The sequence below is a fragment of the Streptomyces sp. NPDC043870 genome (genome assembly GCF_056435785.1).
This window is the reverse complement of the sequence record NZ_JBWKDT010000001.1, coordinates 275,293-295,010: the sequence shown is the minus strand read 5'-3', so window position 1 is coordinate 295,010 and position 19,718 is coordinate 275,293. Positions and strand designations below refer to the sequence as shown.

General features: G+C 69.5%; 19 protein-coding genes. 17 read left to right on the top strand and 2 right to left on the bottom strand.

Features of this window, described 5'->3' with window-relative positions:
• Positions 1–189 precede the first annotated feature (189 nt).
• Complete coding sequence (locus AC0699_RS01390; protein ID WP_478654213.1) at positions 190–756, top strand: hypothetical protein; 567 nt, start codon at positions 190–192, stop codon at positions 754–756.
• A gap of 15 nt (positions 757–771) precedes the next feature.
• Here the strand turns inward: AC0699_RS01390 and AC0699_RS01385 are convergent, their stop codons facing one another.
• The gene (locus tag AC0699_RS01385) at positions 772–1,050 is read right to left on the bottom strand and encodes a ferredoxin (protein ID WP_469767796.1); all 279 of its coding nucleotides are present in this window, start codon (positions 1,048–1,050) and stop codon (positions 772–774) included.
• A 257-nt stretch (positions 1,051–1,307) separates the two neighbouring features.
• Here AC0699_RS01385 and arc point away from each other — a divergent pair, with 257 nt between their 5' ends.
• The 5 genes from arc to prcA all read left to right on the top strand — a co-directional run bounded on the left by arc (position 1,308) and on the right by prcA (position 7,069).
• Positions 1,308–3,074, top strand: coding sequence for a proteasome ATPase (gene arc / locus AC0699_RS01380; RefSeq protein WP_478654210.1), 1,767 nt, complete (start codon positions 1,308–1,310; stop codon positions 3,072–3,074).
• 272 nt (positions 3,075–3,346) lie between these two features.
• A complete protein-coding gene (dop, locus tag AC0699_RS01375) occupies positions 3,347–4,858 on the top strand; it encodes a depupylase/deamidase Dop (protein WP_478654207.1) in 1,512 nt (503 codons plus the stop codon).
• A 134-nt stretch (positions 4,859–4,992) separates the two neighbouring features.
• Positions 4,993–5,211, top strand: coding sequence for a ubiquitin-like protein Pup (locus AC0699_RS01370; RefSeq protein ID WP_266375567.1), 219 nt, complete (start codon positions 4,993–4,995; stop codon positions 5,209–5,211).
• Positions 5,212–5,384: 173 nt separating this feature from the next.
• Positions 5,385–6,230 (top strand): proteasome subunit beta, encoded by an 846-nt coding sequence (gene prcB, locus AC0699_RS01365; protein WP_478654204.1) that lies wholly within the window; start codon positions 5,385–5,387, stop codon positions 6,228–6,230.
• A 62-nt stretch (positions 6,231–6,292) separates the two neighbouring features.
• Complete coding sequence (prcA, locus tag AC0699_RS01360; RefSeq protein ID WP_469767798.1) at positions 6,293–7,069, top strand: proteasome subunit alpha; 777 nt, start codon at positions 6,293–6,295, stop codon at positions 7,067–7,069.
• 78 nt (positions 7,070–7,147) lie between these two features.
• Here the strand turns inward: prcA and AC0699_RS01355 are convergent, their stop codons facing one another.
• Positions 7,148–8,173 carry a LacI family DNA-binding transcriptional regulator gene (locus AC0699_RS01355; protein ID WP_478654201.1) on the bottom strand — a complete coding sequence of 342 codons (1,026 nt, stop codon included), beginning with the start codon at positions 8,171–8,173 and terminating at the stop codon, positions 7,148–7,150.
• 123 nt (positions 8,174–8,296) lie between these two features.
• Here AC0699_RS01355 and AC0699_RS01350 point away from each other — a divergent pair, with 123 nt between their 5' ends.
• The 11 genes from AC0699_RS01350 to AC0699_RS01300 all read left to right on the top strand — a co-directional run bounded on the left by AC0699_RS01350 (position 8,297) and on the right by AC0699_RS01300 (position 19,586).
• Complete coding sequence (locus AC0699_RS01350; RefSeq protein ID WP_478654199.1) at positions 8,297–9,568, top strand: MFS transporter; 1,272 nt, start codon at positions 8,297–8,299, stop codon at positions 9,566–9,568.
• Between the two features lie 9 nt (positions 9,569–9,577).
• Positions 9,578–10,939 carry a Pup--protein ligase gene (gene pafA / locus AC0699_RS01345; protein WP_478654197.1) on the top strand — a complete coding sequence of 454 codons (1,362 nt, stop codon included), beginning with the start codon at positions 9,578–9,580 and terminating at the stop codon, positions 10,937–10,939.
• Between the two features lie 120 nt (positions 10,940–11,059).
• Positions 11,060–11,992: an FKBP-type peptidyl-prolyl cis-trans isomerase gene (locus tag AC0699_RS01340; protein WP_478654194.1), complete on the top strand. Its 933-nt coding sequence runs from the start codon at positions 11,060–11,062 to the stop codon at positions 11,990–11,992.
• A 43-nt stretch (positions 11,993–12,035) separates the two neighbouring features.
• Positions 12,036–12,410: an FKBP-type peptidyl-prolyl cis-trans isomerase gene (locus tag AC0699_RS01335; RefSeq protein WP_469767803.1), complete on the top strand. Its 375-nt coding sequence runs from the start codon at positions 12,036–12,038 to the stop codon at positions 12,408–12,410.
• Positions 12,411–12,532: 122 nt separating this feature from the next.
• Entirely contained in the window at positions 12,533–13,513 is a 981-nt protein-coding gene (locus tag AC0699_RS01330) for a helix-turn-helix transcriptional regulator (RefSeq protein ID WP_478654191.1), read from the top strand.
• Positions 13,514–13,530: 17 nt separating this feature from the next.
• Positions 13,531–14,499, top strand: a complete 969-nt coding sequence (locus AC0699_RS01325; RefSeq protein WP_478654188.1) for a helix-turn-helix transcriptional regulator — start codon at positions 13,531–13,533, stop codon at positions 14,497–14,499.
• A 97-nt stretch (positions 14,500–14,596) separates the two neighbouring features.
• Positions 14,597–14,851 (top strand): CpXC domain-containing protein, encoded by a 255-nt coding sequence (locus AC0699_RS01320; protein ID WP_453668843.1) that lies wholly within the window; start codon positions 14,597–14,599, stop codon positions 14,849–14,851.
• Between the two features lie 126 nt (positions 14,852–14,977).
• Positions 14,978–15,175, top strand: a complete 198-nt coding sequence (locus tag AC0699_RS01315) for a hypothetical protein (protein ID WP_478654186.1) — start codon at positions 14,978–14,980, stop codon at positions 15,173–15,175.
• Positions 15,176–15,388: 213 nt separating this feature from the next.
• Positions 15,389–15,676: a Sec-independent protein translocase subunit TatA gene (gene tatA / locus AC0699_RS01310; RefSeq protein WP_469767807.1), complete on the top strand. Its 288-nt coding sequence runs from the start codon at positions 15,389–15,391 to the stop codon at positions 15,674–15,676.
• Between the two features lie 59 nt (positions 15,677–15,735).
• Positions 15,736–16,650 (top strand): twin-arginine translocase subunit TatC, encoded by a 915-nt coding sequence (gene tatC, locus AC0699_RS01305; RefSeq protein ID WP_478654183.1) that lies wholly within the window; start codon positions 15,736–15,738, stop codon positions 16,648–16,650.
• 104 nt (positions 16,651–16,754) lie between these two features.
• Positions 16,755–19,586, top strand: coding sequence for a DEAD/DEAH box helicase (locus AC0699_RS01300; protein ID WP_478654181.1), 2,832 nt, complete (start codon positions 16,755–16,757; stop codon positions 19,584–19,586).
• Positions 19,587–19,718: the final 132 nt, after the last annotated feature.

Sequence of the window (19,718 nt, the reverse complement as noted above, 5' to 3'; positions counted from 1 at the left end):
GGCTGACGCCCTTCACAACGCGACGGCGCCGCCGCCGAGTTCCCGGGGGACAAAACGGAACTGGGCGGCGGCTCCTTTACGTTGGGCACGCCCCGTAGAGGTTTCGCACCCCCCTGTTCCCGCCTCCTGTGACGTGTGGCACTATGCGGGGCACCCCCACCGGCACCGTTGTTCACAGGAGACGCCTCAGTGCAGACCTCCGCCGTTCCGGATCTCGCGCACACCCACGCCCGCCCGGCACACTGGCTCGCCACCGCGACGGCGATGGCCGCGGTCGTCGCCGGGGCGGGACTGCTCCAGCCCGACCCCGCGAACGCCGGCCAGTCGGACTCCGGGATCGCGACGGCCCCGGCCCCGGACGTGACCGCCGTCGAGCTGCCGCTGGAGTGCGGCGGTGGGGGCACCCAGGTGGTCAAGAAGGCCTCGGGGGACCTCGACGGGGACGGCGGCGCCGAGACGGTCGTGGTGGCCCGCTGTGCGGCGGGCTCCGGCACCCCGCCGAGCGGCGTCTATGTGCTGGCCCGGTCCACCGCCGGCGCACCGCGGGTGGTCGCGACCCTGCTGGAGCCCGCGAAGCGGCTCAGCGTCGCGGACTTCGCCGTCCGTGACGGAGCTGTCACGGCCACTCTCCTCGGCTACTCGTCGCCCGACGTGCCGAGCTGCTGCCCCGATCAGCAGGAGAAGGTCAAGTGGCAGTGGCGCGGGGGGAAGTTCGTCCAGTCCGGCGAGGACGATTCCGCCACGGGCGGTGCGTGACCGCTCACCCTGCGTCTACTCGGCGCCGGGTCCGTACACCTCGACCTTGTCCGAAACGCGGCGCACATGGATGCAGTCGCCCGGACACTCCTTGGCGGAGTCGATGACGTCGGTCAGCAGCGGCAGTGGCACGGGCGTTGTGGCACCGGGCTCCTGCAACAGCTCGTCCTCCGCGCTCTTCACGTAGGCGAGACCGTCGATGTCCAGCTCGAAGACCTCTGGGGCGTACTGGGCGCAGATGCCGTCGCCGGTGCACAGGTCCTGGTCGATCCAGACTTCGAGACCGTCGTTCATGTCGCCTGCCGTTCCTGCGCGGTGTGTATCAAGCCGTGTTGTATCAATATGGGCCAGCCCTGACGGGTGTTGACCGTTCTGACGATACAACCGCCCGCTTTCCGATGTTGATGGGTGGGTATTCCCCTGGCGTGAGGGAGAGCGCAAGGGTGAAGATCGGACACACCCCTTCCGTCTTTGTGATCTAGGGGTTTCAATCACCACCCACCCAGGTAGGGTCAGGAAGCGTCCAGCTCCCCTTGGAGGAGGTGAGGACCGTGGCAGCCCACGACGACGACAACAACCGCGGCTTCCGGCCGGGACGGGGGTCTGAAGACCCTGCCGGCCAGGTTGCCTATCTTGAGCAGGAGATCGCCGTCCTGCGCCGCAAGCTCGCCGACTCTCCGCGTCATACGAGGATTCTCGAAGAGCGGATCGTCGAGCTGCAGACAAACCTGGCCGGCGTGTCCGCTCAGAACGAACGACTGGCGAACACGCTCCGTGAGGCCCGCGACCAGATCGTGGCCCTCAAGGAGGAGGTCGACCGGCTCGCACAGCCGCCGGCCGGCTTCGGTGTCTTCCTGCAGCAGAACGAGGACGGCACCGCGGACATCTTCACCGGAGGCCGCAAGCTCCGGGTGAACGTCAGCCCCAGCGTCGAGCTCGACGAGCTCCGGCGCGGCCAGGAAGTCATGCTCAACGAGGCGCTCAACGTGGTCGAGGCCATGGAGTTCGAGCGCGCCGGGGACATCGTCACCCTCAAGGAGATCCTCGAGGACGGCGAGCGCGCCCTGGTGCTCGGGCACACCGACGAGGAACGGGTGGTCAGGCTCGCCGAGCCGCTGCTGGACATGACCATCCGGCCCGGCGACGCCCTCCTGCTCGAGCCGCGCTCCGGCTACGTGTACGAGGTGATCCCGAAGAGCGAGGTCGAAGAGCTCGTCCTCGAAGAGGTTCCGGATGTCGACTACGACAAGATCGGCGGTCTGGGCAACCAGATCGAGATGATCCGGGACGCGGTCGAGCTTCCGTACCTCTACCCGGACCTCTTCAAGGAGCACGAACTTCGGCCGCCGAAGGGCATCCTGCTCTACGGCCCGCCCGGCTGCGGAAAGACGCTGATCGCGAAGGCCGTCGCCAACTCCCTTGCCAAGAAGGTCGCCGAGGTGACCGGCCAGCCCGCGGGGAAGAGCTACTTCCTCAACATCAAGGGTCCTGAGCTCCTCAACAAGTACGTCGGTGAGACCGAGCGGCACATCCGCCTCGTCTTCCAGCGTGCTCGTGAGAAGGCCGGCGAGGGCACCCCCGTCATCGTCTTCTTCGACGAGATGGAGTCCCTCTTCCGCACCCGCGGCTCGGGTGTCAGCTCGGACGTCGAGAACACGATCGTTCCGCAGCTGCTCGCCGAGATCGACGGTGTGGAAGGCCTCGAGAACGTGATCGTGATCGGTGCCTCCAACCGGGAGGACATGATCGACCCCGCGATCCTGCGGCCCGGCCGGCTCGACGTCAAGATCAAGATCGAGCGCCCGGACGCGGAGGCCGCGAAGGACATCTTCGCGAAGTACCTCACGCCTTCGCTGCCGGTCCACGCGGACGATCTCTCGGAGCACACCGGCTCCAAGGAGGCGGCGGTCCACGGCATGATCCAGTCGGTCGTGGAGCAGATGTACGCCGAATCCGAGGAGAACCGCTTCCTCGAGGTCACCTATGCGAATGGTGACAAGGAAGTCCTCTACTTCAAGGACTTCAATTCCGGCGCAATGATCCAGAACATTGTGGACCGGGCCAAGAAGATGGCCATCAAGGCCTTCCTCGACCACAACCAGAAGGGTCTGCGGGTCTCCCACCTCCTCCAGGCGTGCGTGGACGAGTTCAAGGAGAACGAGGACCTGCCGAACACGACGAACCCGGACGACTGGGCCCGGATCTCCGGAAAGAAGGGCGAGCGGATCGTATTCATCCGCACCCTTGTCACCGGAAAGCAGGGCGCGGACACCGGACGCTCCATCGACACGGTGGCAAACACCGGTCAGTACCTGTAGATCGCAGACCGGCTGCGGATGCCTGGGGGTCCCCCCGCCGGAGGCAGGGGGGAAGGCGTCCGCAGCCGCCTGCTTTCCATGGGCCCCGGACGGGTAATCGGACCACACAGGGCAATGACTGAATTGATCTCCCCACCAGCGCAGAGGCGTTCTAGGCTCTTCCGTACCGCCGAGTTGCGCAGTGCGGGGACGGGCACCGCACACGCACCGGGGAACGAGCGGTACTTGAGCGCCGCTCCCGGACGGGAGCGCCGCCGGGCAAGGAGGGCCGCATGACCGTACGGCGAGTAATGGGCATCGAGACGGAGTACGGGATCTCCGTCCCCGGCCACCCGAACGCCAATGCCATGCTCACCTCGTCCCAGATCGTCAACGCCTACGCGGCGGCGATGCACCGGGCGCGGCGCGCCCGCTGGGACTTCGAGGAGGAGAATCCGCTGCGGGACGCCCGCGGCTTCGACCTCGCCCGCGAGGCCGCCGATTCCAGCCAGCTCACGGACGAGGACATCGGCCTGGCCAATGTGATCCTCACCAACGGGGCCCGGCTCTACGTCGACCACGCCCACCCCGAGTACAGCGCCCCCGAGGTCACCAACCCGCGCGACGCCGTGCTCTGGGACAAGGCCGGCGAGCGGATCATGGCGGAGGCGGCCGAGCGGGCCGCCCAGCTCCCCGGCGCCCAGCCCATCCACCTGTACAAGAACAACACCGACAACAAGGGCGCGTCCTACGGCACGCACGAGAACTACCTGATGAAGCGGGAGACGCCCTTCTCGGACATCGTGCGGCACCTCACGCCGTTCTTCGTGTCCCGGCAGGTCGTCACCGGCGCCGGCCGCGTCGGCATCGGCCAGGACGGCCACGAGCACGGCTTCCAGATCAGCCAGCGGGCCGACTATTTCGAGGTCGAGGTCGGTCTGGAAACCACGCTGAAGCGGCCCATCATCAACACCCGGGACGAGCCGCACGCGGACGCCGAGAAGTACCGGCGGCTCCATGTGATCATCGGCGACGCGAATCTGTCGGAGATCTCGACGTACCTCAAGCTCGGCACGACCGCGCTGGTCCTGTCCATGATCGAGGACGGCTTCATCAACGTGGACCTGGCGGTGGACCAGCCGGTGAGGACGCTGCACCAGGTCTCCCACGACCCGACCCTGCAGCGCCTGATCACGCTGCGCAGCGGCCGGACACTCACCGCTGTCCAGTTGCAGATGGAGTACTTCGAGCTGGCCAGGAAGTACGTCGAGGAACGCTTCGGCGTGGACGCGGACGACCAGACCAAGGACGTCCTGGTCCGCTGGGAGGACACCCTCAACCGGCTCGAGCACGATCCGATGAGCCTGTCCGGCGAGCTCGACTGGATCGCCAAGCGCGAGATTCTCGAGGGCTACCGGCGCCGCGACAGCCTGGACTGGGACGCGGCCCGGCTGCACCTCGTCGACCTGCAGTACGCCGACGTGCGCCCCGAGAAGGGCCTGTACAACCGTCTGGTGGCCCGCGGCAAGATGAAGCGGCTGCTGAACGAGCCCGACGTGGAGCGGGCCGAGAGCAAGCCTCCTGAGGACACCAGGGCGTATTTCCGCGGGCGCTGCCTGGAGCAGTACGCGGACGACGTCGCCGCGGCCTCGTGGGACTCGGTCATCTTCGATCTGCCGGGCCGTGACTCTCTGCAACGAGTGCCCACGCTGGAACCGCTGCGTGGTACACGCAATCATGTCAAGGAGCTGCTGGACCGGTGCCGTACCGCGGAGGACCTGGTACGCGTGCTGTCCGGAGGCTGAAATGGCCCGCGTCCGGGAATCATGAAGGTGGCTGCCGGACGTTGAGGAAAGTGCGGGGCCGATGTCAGACCCTGCTTGTAGGGTCTGATCTTGAGTGAGCCGAACCAACGGGCAAACCGAGCGGGGTGAGGGATATGGCGACCAAGGACACCGGCGGCGGGCAGCAGCGGGCCACGCGTTCCACCGAGGAAGTCGAGGAGCAGGCGCAGGAAGCGCAGGCCTCCGAGGACCTCAAGGAGCGCCAGGAGAAGCTGTCGGACGACGTCGACTCCGTACTGGACGAGATCGACGACGTTCTCGAGGAGAACGCCGAGGACTTCGTACGGTCCTTCGTGCAAAAGGGCGGAGAGTAGCTCCCCCCTGACTTCGTCGGGGTATCCCGGTCGTCCGTCCCGGCCCGCCGGCCTCAGGCAGGCCGCTCCGGGGCGGATGACCGGCGACGGCACGGGTAAGGTCCGTGCAACGCATGCAAGATCGGCCCGCGGCTCGTCAGCAGGTGGGCCGCCGCCAATCCGGAAGGAAACGCGTGGAAGCCAACCCTCGTAGCACCGGGCGTCTGCCGGCAGCCTTCCTGACGCCCGGCTCGTCGTCGTTCATGGACTTCCTGGGCGAGCACTCCCCGGAGCTGCTCCCGGGCAAGCGCGTCCTGCCACCGGTACAGGGCGCCATCGAAGCACCCCACGGCACGACGATCGTCGCCGCGTCGTTCCCCGGCGGCGTGGTGCTCGCCGGTGACCGTCGGGCGACCATGGGCAACATGATCGCCCAGCGCGACATCGAGAAGGTCTTCCCGGCCGACGAGTACTCGGCCGTGGGCATCGCCGGCACCGCGGGACTCGCGGTCGAGATGGTGAAGCTCTTCCAGCTGGAGCTGGAGCACTTCGAGAAGGTCGAGGGAGCCCAGCTCTCCCTGGAGGGCAAGGCGAACCGTCTCTCCACGATGATCCGGAGCAACCTCGGCATGGCCATGCAGGGCCTTGCCGTGGTCCCGCTCTTCGCAGGCTGGGACATCGACCGCGAGAAGGGCCGCATCTTCTCCTACGACGTCACGGGCGGCCGGTCCGAGGAGCACGGCTTCGCGGCCACCGGCTCCGGCTCGATCTTCGCCCGTGGGTCGATGAAGAAGCTGTACCACGACGACCTGACGGAGCAGCAGGCCATCACCCTCGTCATTCAGGCGCTGTACGACGCGGCCGACGACGACTCGGCGACGGGTGGCCCGGACGTGGCCCGCCGCATCTATCCGATCGTCACCGTCATCACCGACGAGGGTTTCCGGAAGCTGACCGAGGCCGAGTCCTCCGAGATCGCCCGCTCGGTCCTGGAGCGCCGGCTCGAACAGCCCGACGGGCCGCGCGCCGCGCTGCTCTGATGCGCCCCCAGCTCCCGGGGGGCGGTGCCCCCTCGCCACTGACAGAAAGGGACGGATAGCCGGTGTCGACGCCGTTCTATGTCTCACCCCAGCAGGCCATGGCCGACCGGGCGGAGTACGCCCGCAAGGGCATCGCCCGTGGCCGCAGCCTGGTTGTGCTGCAGTACGCCGACGGCATCGTCTTCGTCGGTGAGAACCCGTCCCGTGCGCTGCACAAGTTCAGCGAGATCTACGACCGGATCGGCTTCGCCGCGGCCGGCAAGTACAACGAGTACGAGAACCTTCGGATCGGCGGCGTCCGCTACGCCGATCTGCGCGGATACACCTACGACCGCGACGATGTGACGGCCCGTGGCCTCGCGAACGTCTACGCGCAGACGCTGGGCACGATCTTCTCCAGCGCCGGCGAGAAGCCGTACGAGGTGGAGCTGGTCGTCGCCGAGGTCGGTACCTCGCCCGAGGGGGACCAGATCTACCGGCTGCCGCACGACGGCTCGATCGTGGACGAGCACGGTTCGGTCGCGGTCGGCGGCAACGCGGAGCAGATCAGCACCTTCCTCGACCAGCGGCACCGCGACGGGATGTCTCTCGCCGAGGCGCTCAAGCTCGCGGTCCAGGCGCTGTCCCGCGACACCAACGGCAGCGAGCGGGAGATCCCCGCGGAGCGGCTGGAGGTCGCGATCCTGGACCGTACACGCCCGCAGCAGCGCAAGTTCAAGCGCATCGTGGGACGGCAGCTGTCGCGCCTGCTGCAGGCGGACGACGCGGCGTCCGCGCCCACGGAGGTGCCGTCCGACACGGAGGAGACCGGCACGGAGGAGACCGGCACGGAGGAGTAGCCTCCGGAGCTCTCGCACACGCGCCCCGGCCGCTCAGTCGGCCGGGGCGCTGTGCGTGCGGTGCCGGCGCGGGCCGGGTCAGCGCGGCGGCGGCGCCGTGGAGCCCCGGGGGACAAGGGTGACCGGCAGGGCCCCGCGGGCCGGGGCACCGCCGTCGAGCATCGTGAGCAGCGCGGACATCCCCGCCTCGCCGATGCGTTCCGCGGGGAGCCGGACCGTCGTGAGTTCCGGTTCCAGAGCCGTCGCGAGGGCCAGGTCGTCGAATCCGGTCACCGAGACGTCCTCCGGGACCCGAAGGCCGAGGCGGCGGACGGCCTTGCAGGCGCCCGCGGCGATGATGTCGTCGTCGCAGACCAGCGCGGTCGGGCGGGGTCCGGCCGTGGTCAGGGCCAGCTGGGCGGCCTCGCGAGCGCCGTCCACTTCCAGCGGCGCCGGGAGCGTGCGCAGCTCCGTGTCCGGGGCCGCGCGCAGGGACGCCGCCAGGGCCCGGGCCCGTACCTCGAAGGTCCAGGACGGCACGGCCGATGCGAGGTGGACGAAGCGGCGGTGGCCGAGACCGAGCAGATGGTCCGTCACCTGGCGCATGCCGTCGGCGATATCGAGGTTCACCTGGGCCCCGGAGGCCGGATCCGACGGATCGCTGTCGAGCATCACCAGCGGCAGATCCGTGCCGCGGATCGCGTCCAGCGCCCGGGCCGCCATCGAGGAGGCGATCACCCCGTCCAGCGCGGCGCGTGCGGATGCGAAGGGGTCCTTCGCGGGGCCGACGCCCTCGGGGGAGGGATACAGGACCACGCCGAAGCCGTGCTCCGCCGCCACCGCGGCCGCGCCCGCGTAGACCCGCGCGAAGAACTCGTTGGTCAGCGCGGGCACCACCAGGAGGGCCGTCCGCGTCCGGCCGAGCCTCAGACTGCGGGCCGCGAGATTCGGCCGGTAGCCGAGCTCCCTGGCCGTCTCACGCACCAGACCCGCGGTGCGCTCGGACACCCGGCCACGCCACTTGTCGCCCAGCACCAGCGAGACGGTGGCCTGTGACACCCCGGCCGCCTTCGCCACATCCCTGCTGGTCGGCCGCGCGCCGCCGGAGGAATCCCGGGTCCGCACACTCGCCTCCGCGCTCTGTTGTCGCTCGCCGCGGGGTGGACTCGCGGTCTGCGGACATGGTACGTATGAGGCATCTAGTTATACGTAAAACCTTCCTGACCGAAGCACGTGAAGAGGCAGAACATGGGCGCGGGAGCCTCCGGATACGCAGACATCCTCAGGGCGCCGCACGCCGCCCGGCTGCTCGCGGGCACGCTCGTGGGCCGTCTGCCGAACGGCACCGCCCATATCGCGATCGTCCTGTTCACCCGCGCAGAGGGCGGCAGCTACACGCTCGCCGGAGCCCTCGCGGCCGTCTACGGCCTCGCCACCGCGATAGGCCAGCCGCTCCTCGGGCGGCTCGTCGACCTGCACGGACAGCCCCGCGTCCAGCTCCCCGCCGCGGTCGTCTCCGCCCTCGGCATGGTCCTCTTCGCCGCGGCCGGCATCGCCTCGCTCCCGGTGGCCTACGGGGCCGTCGTCATCGCCGGACTCTTCACACCGCCCCTGGAAGGCGGGCTGCGCGCCCTCTGGCCGAGCGTTCTCGGCCACCGCGAGGACCGGGTGCATCGCGCCTACGCCATGGACGCGATCGCTCAGGAAGTCATGTTTACCCTCGGTCCGTTGCTGGTGACGCTGCTCGTCTGGCTCTTCTCGCCCGCCGCCGCGCTCCTCGTCATCAACGCCGTGGGCGTTCTCGGCGCGCTCTCCGTGGTGGTCTGCGAGCCCTCCCGCACCTGGCGATCCGCACCCCGCGAGGCCCACTGGCTCGGCGCCCTCCGCTCGCCCGGCCTGCTCGCCCTGCTCGGCTCGTTCTTCTTCGTCGGCCTCGCGCTCGGCTCCATCACTGTCGCGGGGATCGCCTACGCCGACGACCACGGCCGCGAATCCGTCTACGGCTGGCTGATGGCCGCCCTCGGCCTCGGCGCCCTCATCGGCGGCGCCGTCTACGGCGCACGCCACTGGGCGGGCGCCCCGGAACGGCGGCTGCGCGTCATCACCGGCCTCCTCGCACTGGGCTATCTGCCGCTCGTGCTCACTCCCGGCGTCCCCGCGATGACCGCCCTCGCCGCCGTCGCCGGAGTCTTCCTCGCACCCGCGATCGCCTGCGCGTTCATCGTCGTCGACCGGCACGCCCCCCGGGGCACCGTCACCGAGGCGTTCTCCTGGCTCGTCACCACGTTCGGCATCGGCGCGGCGGTCGGAACGGCGGCCGCGGGCCCGGCCGTGGAACTCGGCGGGACCTCATCGGGCTTCGCCGTCGCAGGTGCCGGCGGAATCGCCGCGCTGCTCGTTCTGCTGGCCACCGGACGGGTCCTCGCAGTTCCCGGCCGCACCGAACAGATCGCGTCGATGGATGAAAATGATCGAAGCGGTGCTGTCGAACCCGGTTTCAGCTCAGGGCATCAGGCGTAATGTTCAGTCATGGACCGCCGCATTTTCGGGCTGGAGAACGAGTACGGCGTCACGTGCACGTTCAGGGGACAGCGCCGACTGTCTCCTGACGAAGTGGCGCGCTACCTCTTCCGCCGAGTTGTGTCATGGGGCCGCAGCAGCAACGTCTTCCTGCGCAATGGGGCCCGCCTCTACCTCGACGTGGGTTCGCATCCGGAATACGCAACTCCCGAATGCGACAACGTGACCGAACTGGTCACCCACGACAAGGCGGGCGAGCGCATCCTCGAAGGCCTGCTCGTCGACGCCGAACGCCGCCTGCACGAGGAGGGAATCGCGGGCGACGTCTACCTCTTCAAGAACAACACCGATTCGGCGGGAAACTCCTACGGCTGTCACGAGAACTACCTCGTCGCCCGCCACGGAGAGTTCTCCCGGCTCGCGGACATCCTGATCCCGTTCCTCGTCACCCGGCAGCTGCTCTGCGGCGCCGGAAAGGTCCTCCAGACCCCGCGCGGCGCGGTCTACTGCGTCAGCCAGCGCGCCGAGCACATCTGGGAGGGCGTCAGCTCCGCCACCACTCGCTCCCGGCCCATCATCAACACCCGGGACGAACCCCACGCGGACGCCGAGCGCTACCGCCGTCTCCATGTCATCGTCGGCGACTCGAACATGTCGGAGACGACCATGCTGCTCAAGGTCGGCGCGACCGACCTCGTCCTGCGCATGATCGAGGCCGGCACCGTGATGCGCGACCTGACCCTGGAGAACCCCATCCGGGCGATCCGCGAAGTCAGCCACGACATCACGGGACAGCGCAAGGTGCGCCTGGCCAGCGGCCGCGAGGCCTCCGCCCTGGAGGTGCAGCGCGAGTACTACGAAAAGGCCGTGGACTTCGTCGACCGCCGAGGCATCCGCACCGGCACGGTCGAACAGGTCCTCGAACTCTGGGGGCGGACGCTCGACGCCATCGAGGAGGAGGACCTCGACCGGATCGGTACCGAGATCGACTGGGTGATCAAGTACAAGCTCATCGAGCGGTACCGGACCAAGCACAACATGACGATGTCGCACCCCCGGGTCGCCCAGATAGACCTCGCGTACCACGACATCCACCGTCGCCGCGGGCTGTACTACCTCCTGGAGAAGAAGGGCCAGGCGGCCCGGATCTGCAACGATCTGAAGATCTTCGAGGGCAAGTCCGTGCCCCCGCAGACCACCAGGGCGCGGCTGCGCGGCGACTTCATCCGTCGCGCCCAGGAGCAGAGGCGCGACTTCACCGTCGACTGGGTGCACCTCAAGCTCAACGACCAGGCGCAGCGCACCGTGTTGTGCAAGGACCCGTTCCGGTCGGTGGACGACCGGGTCGAGAAGCTGATCGCCGGGATGTAGGACCCGCCGGTTCGGCGCAGCCGTGAACGCGGACCGGGCCCCGTACGTAGCTCGTACGGGGCCCGTGGCACGCCCTAGAGTGTCGAGCGACCGATGTGCCGTCTGAGATCTGAGGAACACGTGCGCCGACTTGCCGGCCTTCTCGTCGTCCCCCTGCTGCTGCTCTCCACAGCGGCGTGCGGAAGCGACAAGGCCTCCGATTCCGCATCGCCGACGAACGGGCTGCCCGCGATCACCGCGGGGCAGAAGTTCGGTGAGAAGCCCACCCTCGCCAAGGGCGAGGGGGATCCGCCCAAGGACCTCAAGGTCGAGGTCATCAGCGAGGGCAAGGGCCAGACGCTCAAGAAGGGCGACCAGGCCCAGGTGAACTACCTCGGGCAGCTGTGGAACGGCAACAAGCCGTTCGACAACAGCTTCGACCGGGGTGAGCCGTTCGCGGTGACGATCGGTGGCGGCGGTGTCATCGAGGGCTGGCAGAAGGCCCTCGACGGCCAGAAGGTCGGCAGCCGCCTCGAGGTGTCGATCCCGCCGGAGCTCGGCTACGGCGCCCAGGGCCAGGGCGAGATCCCGCCCAACGCCACGCTGGTGTTCGTCATGGACATCGTGAAGGGTGTCACCATCCCGGTGTCGGCGAAGGGCACCGAGGTCGCCCAGGACAACATCGACCTGCCCAAGGTCGGCACCAACACCGACGGCAAGGCTCCGTCCATCACCGTGCCCAAGAAGCCCGCCCCGGCGAAGCTCGTGTCGAACTACATCATCGAGGGCAGCGGTCCGGTGGTGAAGGCCGGCGACACGCTGTCCGTGCAGTACAAGGGCGTCCTGTGGAAGGACGGCAAGGAGTTCGACAGCAGCTACTCCAAGGGCGCGCCGGTCAGCTTCCCGCTCGCCAACGTCATCCCGGGCTGGCAGAAGGGCCTGGAGGGCAAGAAGGTCGGCAGCCGCGTCCTCCTCGTCGTACCCCCGGACATGGCCTACGGCGACCAGGGCCAGGGCCCGATCCCGGCCAAGGCCACGCTGGTCTTCTCCGTCGACATCCTGGCGGTTCTGTAAGACTGTCCGGGTTGACTCGCTCAGAGAACGCAAGGAGCAACACGTGAGCATCGAAAAGCCCGAGATCGACTTCCCGGGCGGCGAGCCGCCGGCCGACCTGGAGATCAAGGACATCTGGGAGGGCGACGGCCCCGAGGCCAAGGCGGGCGACACCGTCTCCGTCCACTACGTGGGCGTGGCCTTCTCCACCGGCGAGGAGTTCGACGCGTCCTGGAACCGCGGCACCCCGCTGCAGTTCCAGCTCGGTGCCGGCCAGGTCATCCAGGGCTGGGACCAGGGCGTGCAGGGCATGAAGGTCGGCGGCCGCCGCCAGCTGACCATCCCCGCGCACCTCGCGTACGGCGACCGCGGCGCCGGTGGCGGCCGCATCCAGCCGGGCGAGACGCTGATCTTCGTCTGCGACCTGGTCGCTGCCTGATCGCAACCGGTCACCTTGGGGCCCATGCCTGACCAGGCATGGGCCCCACGCTTTTGCCATCACAGCCCGTGGCGGTAGGTTCGACGATCAGAAGGACTGTGAGGAAGGGCGGAAGGGCGTCGATGGCCATTGCCAAGGCCGAGCGGCTGATGAACCTGGCGCTGTGTCTGCTCGGGGCGCGGCGACCGCTCAGCAAGCGGGAGCTGCGCGGCTCCATCGAGGCATACGTCGAGGCTTTCGGGCCGGGTGGCGGCGCAGCCGGGTCCGACGACTCGTTCAACCGGATGTTCGAGCGCGACAAGGACGATCTGCGCGAACTCGGCCTGGTCATCGCGACCGTGGAGAACCTCGACGGCGAGATAGGCTACCTCGCCCGCCGGGACTCCAACCGGCTGCCGCCCATCACGCTCGACGCCGAGGAGGCCGCGGCGCTCGGCCTCGCCGCAAAGGTCTGGCAGCAGGCCCGTCTCGCCGGAGCCGCCAGCGGCGCGCTGCAGAAACTGCGCGCGGCCGGCATGCCCGAGGCGGAGGACTCGTACGACGACCGGCACAGCGCCCTCGAACCGCGCATCCCGGTCCACGAGTCCGCCTTCGAGCCGCTGATGCTCGCCTGCCGCGACCGCCGGCCCGTGGTCTTCGACTACCGCAAGTCCAATGCCGTACGCCCCGAGACGCGCCATGTCGAGCCCTGGACGCTCGAGTGCTGGCGCGGTCACTGGTACCTCGCCGGCTGGGACCGCGACCGCGGCGCCGAGCGGGTCTTCCGGCTCTCCCGGATCACCGGGAAGGTCCGTTCCCGCGCCGGCTCGTACACCGCGCCCGTGCCCGACGTGGTCACCGTCCGGGAGACCGTCGAGAGCTGGGCGGGCGAGACCGCGACCCGCTCCGCGCTGATCAGGCTGCGCGCCGGGGCCGGCTACCCGCTGCGGGCCCGCGCCACCGCGGTACGGGAACTGGGCGACGGCTGGGACGAGTTGGAGATTCCGTACGGGCACGGGCTGGACGCCTGGCTGGTCGAGTTCGGCCCGGACGTCGTCGTACTGGAGCCCGCCGATCTGCGGGCCGATGTCGTGGACCGGCTGCGCGCCGTGGCCAAGGGCTGAGGGGGACTGCGACAACCATGGCCGCGAACGCCATCGACCAGACCCGGCGAATGCTCTCGCTGGTGACGTATCTGCGCGAGCGCCCCGGCGCCCGCGTCGGGGACGTCGCCCGGGCCTTCGGGATCACCGAGGACGAGCTGATCTCGGACCTCGACGTACTGCCCATGTGCGGAACCAGCTTCCGCGGTGGTGATCTGCTCGACATCGACACGGACGGCGACCGGATCTGGTGGCGCAACCCGGGCGCCCTCGTCGCAGAAGCAGCGGAACCGCTGCGGCTCGCCGCCGACGAGGCCACCGCGCTGCTGGTCGCCGCGCGCGCCGTGGCCACGCTCCCCGGGCTCCGCGAGGGCGACCGCGAGGCACTGCTGCGCGCCACCGCCAAGCTGGAGGCGGCGGCCGGCGAGGCGGCGGGCGCCAGCTCCCGGCTCTCGGTCACCTTCGAATCCGAGGGCGGCGTCTTCGCCGACGTCGACCGGGCGATCTCCGAGCGCCGCCGGCTGTGGCTGCGCTACTACTCCCCGGCGCGTGACGAGCTCACCGAGCGCGAGGTCGACCCGATCCGGCTGTTCGCCGTCGGCCATACGTACATGGAGGCGTGGTGCTACCTCTCCGAGGCGCGCCGGACCTTCCGCCTCGACCGGGTCGCCGAGATCCGGCTGCTGGACGAGCCGTCCGCTCCGCCGGAGATCGAGCTGCGCGATCTGTCGGAGGGACTGGTGCAGCCCTCGGCCGAGGACCCGGAGGTCGTGGTCGACGTCGGACCGGGCGGCCGCTGGGTTGCCGAGTACTACCCGCACGACAGCGCGGAGGAGCTGCCCGAGGGCGGCCTGCGGATCACCCTGCGCACCCCTGACCCCACCTCGCTGCGGCGGCTCGCGCTGCGGCTGGGCCGTGACGGGCGGATCGTCGCCCCGCAGGACCTGGCGGACAACGCGCGCCGGGCGGCGCGCGACGCGCTCGCCGCGTACGACGGCCAGGACTGACGACGGCCGGCCCGACAGCGGCCAGGCCTCACGACGGCCAGGACCAACGACCGCGACCACGACGGACAACGACCGAGATCAAGGAGATATGAGCAATATGTCCATGCCGCCCGGTATCTCGGTACCGAAGGTTCCGGTCCTCTTCAAGGCCGCCTGCCCGGACTGCCGGGCCCGCTTCGAGCTCTCCGCGGGCGCGTTGCGACTGGCGATCGGCGGGAGCCGGCGGACCACGTTCTACTCATTCACCTGCCCGGAATGCGGGGCCGCGGTCCGCAAGCCCGCGGGGGAGCGGATCGTCGAGCTCCTCACGGGCAGCGGCGTACGCACGCTACGTCTCCACTCCACCCCCTGACCCCTCTGCCCCTGGCCCCTGTCCGGGTTGCGATGCGTCCCCTCGGCCCTCCGGGCACGGGGCCCGGGCATCCGACGCCGCGCCCGGTCCTCGAAGATCGCCCGGACAGGGCCTAGGCTCTGCACCATGTTCTGGCCCATGCTCGCCATCGCCCTTGGTTTCCTCGGGATAGCCGTCCTCGGCACCCTTGGCATCCGGGTCTTCCTGGAGGCCCAGCGCCTCGGCCGTCAGGTGGCCGCGACCACCGAGCGGATCAATCGCGCCGCGGAGGAGCTGGAGGGTGCGGCGGCGAGCCTGGCGCGCACCGGCGAGGCCTTGCGATAGCAGAGCGTGGTCTCCGGCGCTGCCAAAGCGGGCGGTACGCTGCAGAAAGCGGCCGGGAAGCCGGGCCGCGGGCCGCAATGGCGTGTATGCACAGGCATTGCCCTGCGTTCACCGCTGCGGGTTACGATCGCTTACAGCACGGTGGTCGGACGTATGTCCGGCCCGCCGGGCAGATGCACTTACTTGTCGCCTCGGTGAAGAAGGTAAACAGCTATGGGTAGGCTCGGCCCCACCGAGATCATTCTCATTCTCGTCGTCATCATCCTGCTGTTCGGCGCCAAGAAGCTCCCGGACATGGCCCGTTCGCTGGGCAAGTCGGCGCGGATCCTCAAGAGCGAGGCCAAGGCGATGAAGTCGGACGACCAGAAGAGCGCCCCGGCCGACCCGCCGGCCCCGGGCTCCGCCCAGGACCACTCCGCGCCGCGCACGATCCAGGCCGCTCCCGGCGATGTGACCAGTTCGCGGCCCGTGACCGAGCCGACGGACACCACCAAGCGCTGACCCTGGGCCGCCGCGGCCGCCGCAGGATGGCGGTCTGCCGCACGAGATGAGGACGTGGGTTGCTCAAGTCTGCCCGCAAGCAGGAGAAGGATCCCGAGGGGCGGATGCCGCTCGCGGAGCATCTGCGTGAGCTGAGGAACCGGCTCGCGAAGGGACTGCTCGCCATCATGGCGGTCACGATCGTGGCCCTCGTGTACAGCGAAGACCTCATGCAGTTCCTGACGCAGTCCGTGCCCAAGTGTGCGCCGGGCGTCACCAGCGACGGCGGCAACTGCGCCATCGTCTCCTTCAACACGCTGATGGCGCCGTTCAGCACGACGATCCAGCTGAGCCTCACCACCGGTCTCGTCATCGCGAGCCCGGTCTGGCTGTACCAGCTCTGGGCCTTCGTGGCGCCGGGCCTGCACAAGAACGAGAAGAAGTACACCTACGCCTTCGTCGGCGCGGCGGTGCCGCTCTTCTCCGCGGGTGCGTACCTTGCGTACCTGATCCTCCCCATCAGCGTGAAGGTGCTCATCAGCCTCACGCCGGGAGGTTCGGCGAACATCCTCTCGCTCGGCGATGTCCTCGACTTCACCCTCCGCATGGTGATCGTCTTCGGCCTCGCCTTCGAGCTGCCCCTGGTGCTGGTGATGCTCAATCTCACCGGCCTGCTGACCGGTCGGCGCATGCTCGGGTGGTGGCGCGCCGTCATCATGGGCGTATTCGTCTTCGGCGCTGTGATCACGCCGACGACAGACCCCGTCGGCATGATCGCGCTCGCCGGGCCGATCACTGTCCTCTACTTCATGGCCGTGGCCTTCTCGCTCGTCAACGACATGCGGCGGCGGCGCAGCAATCCGGACAGGGACCTGGCCGACGACGAGGCGTCCCAGGTCGACCTGACGCCCGAGCCGGTCTCCGCGGCTCTCGCGCTGCCCGAGCAGGCGAGCCCGGAGCGTGACCGCGTGAACGGCTACGACGACGTCACGTGATCTCCGTGGTGACAACAGCAAGGGTGCCGAGCGGGAGCTGGGCACCCTTGCTTCGTTAATGATCGCGCCCGCTGTCAGAGGCGCCGGGTAGGCTCGACAACAAGATGACAGAGGACCTCTCCCCAGCTGAGCGCTACGCGGCCGCCCGGACCCGCGCCGCCGAGCAGGCCACTGCGCTCGCTCCTTTCCGCGACATGTACGCATTCGATCTGGACCCCTTCCAGATCGAGGCCTGCCAGGCCCTGGAAGCCGGCAAGGGCGTGCTCGTCGCGGCGCCCACCGGGTCCGGCAAGACCATCGTGGGCGAATTCGCCGTGCATCTCGCACTGGCACAAGGGCGCAAGTGCTTCTACACGACGCCCATCAAAGCGCTGTCCAACCAGAAGTACTCGGACTTGGTGAAGCGGTACGGCCCGGAGAAGGTCGGGCTGCTCACCGGCGACAACAGCGTCAACTCCGAGGCCCCGGTGGTCGTCATGACCACCGAGGTCCTCCGCAACATGCTGTACGCGGGCTCCCAGTCCCTGCGCGGCCTCGGCCATGTCGTCATGGACGAGGTGCACTACCTCTCGGACCGCTTCCGCGGCGCCGTCTGGGAGGAAGTGATCATCCACCTCCCCGACTCCGTGACGCTCGTGTCCCTCTCGGCCACCGTGTCCAACGCGGAGGAGTTCGGTGACTGGCTGGACACCGTCCGCGGCGACACCGAAGTGATCGTCTCCGAGTCCCGCCCCGTGCCGCTGTGGCAGCACGTGCTCGCCGGGCGCCGGATGTACGACCTCTTCGAGGAGGAGACCGACCACGGCGGCCGCGGTGCGTCCCGGCGCGAGGTCAACCCCGACCTGGTCCGCATGGCCCGCATGGAGAACTCGAAGACGTACAACCCGCGCGACCGCCGCCGCGGCAAGATGGTCCGCGAGGCCGACCGGGAGCGGGAGCGCAGACAGCGCAGCCGTATCTGGACCCCCGGCAGGCCAGAGGTCATCGAGCGGCTGGACGCGGAAGGGCTGCTGCCCGCCATCACGTTCATCTTCAGCCGCGCCGCATGCGAGGCCGCCGTCCAGCAGTGCATGTACGCGGGACTGCGGCTCAACGACGACGAGGCGCGCCAGGAGGTGCGCCGGACAGTCGAGGAGCGCACGGCGTCCATCCCCGGCGAGGACCTCCATGTCCTCGGCTACTACGAGTGGCTGGAGGGCCTGGAGCGGGGCATAGCCGCCCACCACGCCGGAATGCTCCCGACCTTCAAGGAGGTCGTCGAGGAACTCTTCGTCCGTGGCCTCGTCAAGGCCGTCTTCGCCACCGAGACCCTCGCCCTGGGCATCAACATGCCGGCCAGGTCGGTGGTGTTGGAGAAGCTCGTCAAGTGGAACGGCGAGCAGCACGCCGACATCACCCCCGGCGAGTACACCCAGTTGACCGGCCGGGCGGGCCGGCGCGGCATCGACGTCGAGGGCCACGCCGTGGTGCTCTGGCAGCGCGGCATGGACCCGGGTGGTCTCGCCGGCCTCGCCGGTACGCGCACGTACCCGCTCCGCTCCAGCTTCAAGCCGTCGTACAACATGGCCGTGAATCTTGTGCACCAGTTCGGCCGCCACCGCTCGCGCGAGCTGCTGGAGACGTCCTTCGCGCAGTTCCAGGCGGACCGGTCGGTCGTCGGCATCTCGCGCCAGGTGCAGCGGAACGAGGAGGGCCTGGAAGGCTACCGGGAGGGCATGACCTGCCACCTCGGCGACTTCGAGGAGTACGCGCGGCTGCGTCGCGAACTCAAGGACCGCGAGACGGAACTGGCCAAGCAGGGCGCCGCGCAGCGCAGGGCGGCCGCGGCGGGCTCGCTGGAGAAACTCAAGCCCGGCGATGTCATCCATGTCCCGACGGGCAAGTTCGCGGGTCTTGCGCTCGTGCTGGACCCGGGGCTGCCGGCCGGGCGTTCCGGCGGGCACCGGGGCGGATACGAGTACCACGACGGCCCCCGGCCGCTGGTGCTGACCGCCGAGCGGCAGGTCAAGCGGCTCGCGTCGATCGACTTCCCCGTGCCGGTCGAGCCCCTGGAGCGGATGAGGATCCCCAAGTCCTTCAACCCGCGCTCGCCGCAGTCCCGCCGCGACCTGGCATCGGCGCTGCGGACGAAGGCCGGGCACATCGTGCCCGATCGGCATCGCAAGCCGCGCGCCGCCGCCGCGGACGACCGTGAGATCGCCCGCCTCCGCAAGGACCTCAAGGCCCATCCCTGCCACGGCTGCGACGAGCGCGAGGACCACGCCCGCTGGGCCGAGCGGTACCACCGGCTCCAGCGCGACACCCAGCAGCTCGAACGCCGCATCGAGGGCCGGACGAACACGATCGCCCGCACCTTCGACCGCATCGTCGCGCTGCTGACCGAGATGGACTACCTCCGCGGCAACGAGGTGACCGAACACGGCAGGCGGCTGGCAAGGCTCTACGGCGAGCTGGACCTGCTGGCGAGCGAATGCCTGCGCGAAGGCGTGTGGGAGGGGCTCAACCCCGCCGAGCTGGCCGCGTGCGTCTCGGCGCTGGTGTACGAGGCGCGCCAGGCCGACGACGCGGTGGCACCGAAGCTGCCGGCCGGCAAGGCGAAGGCCGCGCTCGGCGAGATGGTGCGGATCTGGGGCCGGCTGGATGCTCTCGAGGAGGAATTCCGCATCAACCAGGCCGAGGGCGTGGGGCAGCGCGAGCCCGACCTCGGCTTCGCGTGGGCCGCGTACGAATGGGCGTCGGGCAAGGGCCTGGACGAGGTCCTGCGCGAGGCGGAGATGCCCGCCGGTGACTTCGTGCGCTGGTGCAAGCAGGTCATCGATGTGCTCGGCCAGATCGCGGCGGCGACCCCAGGCGAGGGCACGACGGTCACCCGTAACGCACGCAGAGCGGTGGACGCGTTGCTGCGGGGCGTGGTCGCGTACAGCTCGGTCGGCTGAGCCGGCGATTCACCACTGCGGTGGGGGGGGGGGCCGGGGGGGGGGGGGGGGGGGGGGGGGGGTGGGGGGGGGGGGGGGGTGGGGGGGGGGTGAGGTGGGGGGGGGGGGGCGGGTGGTGGGGTGTGGGGACCG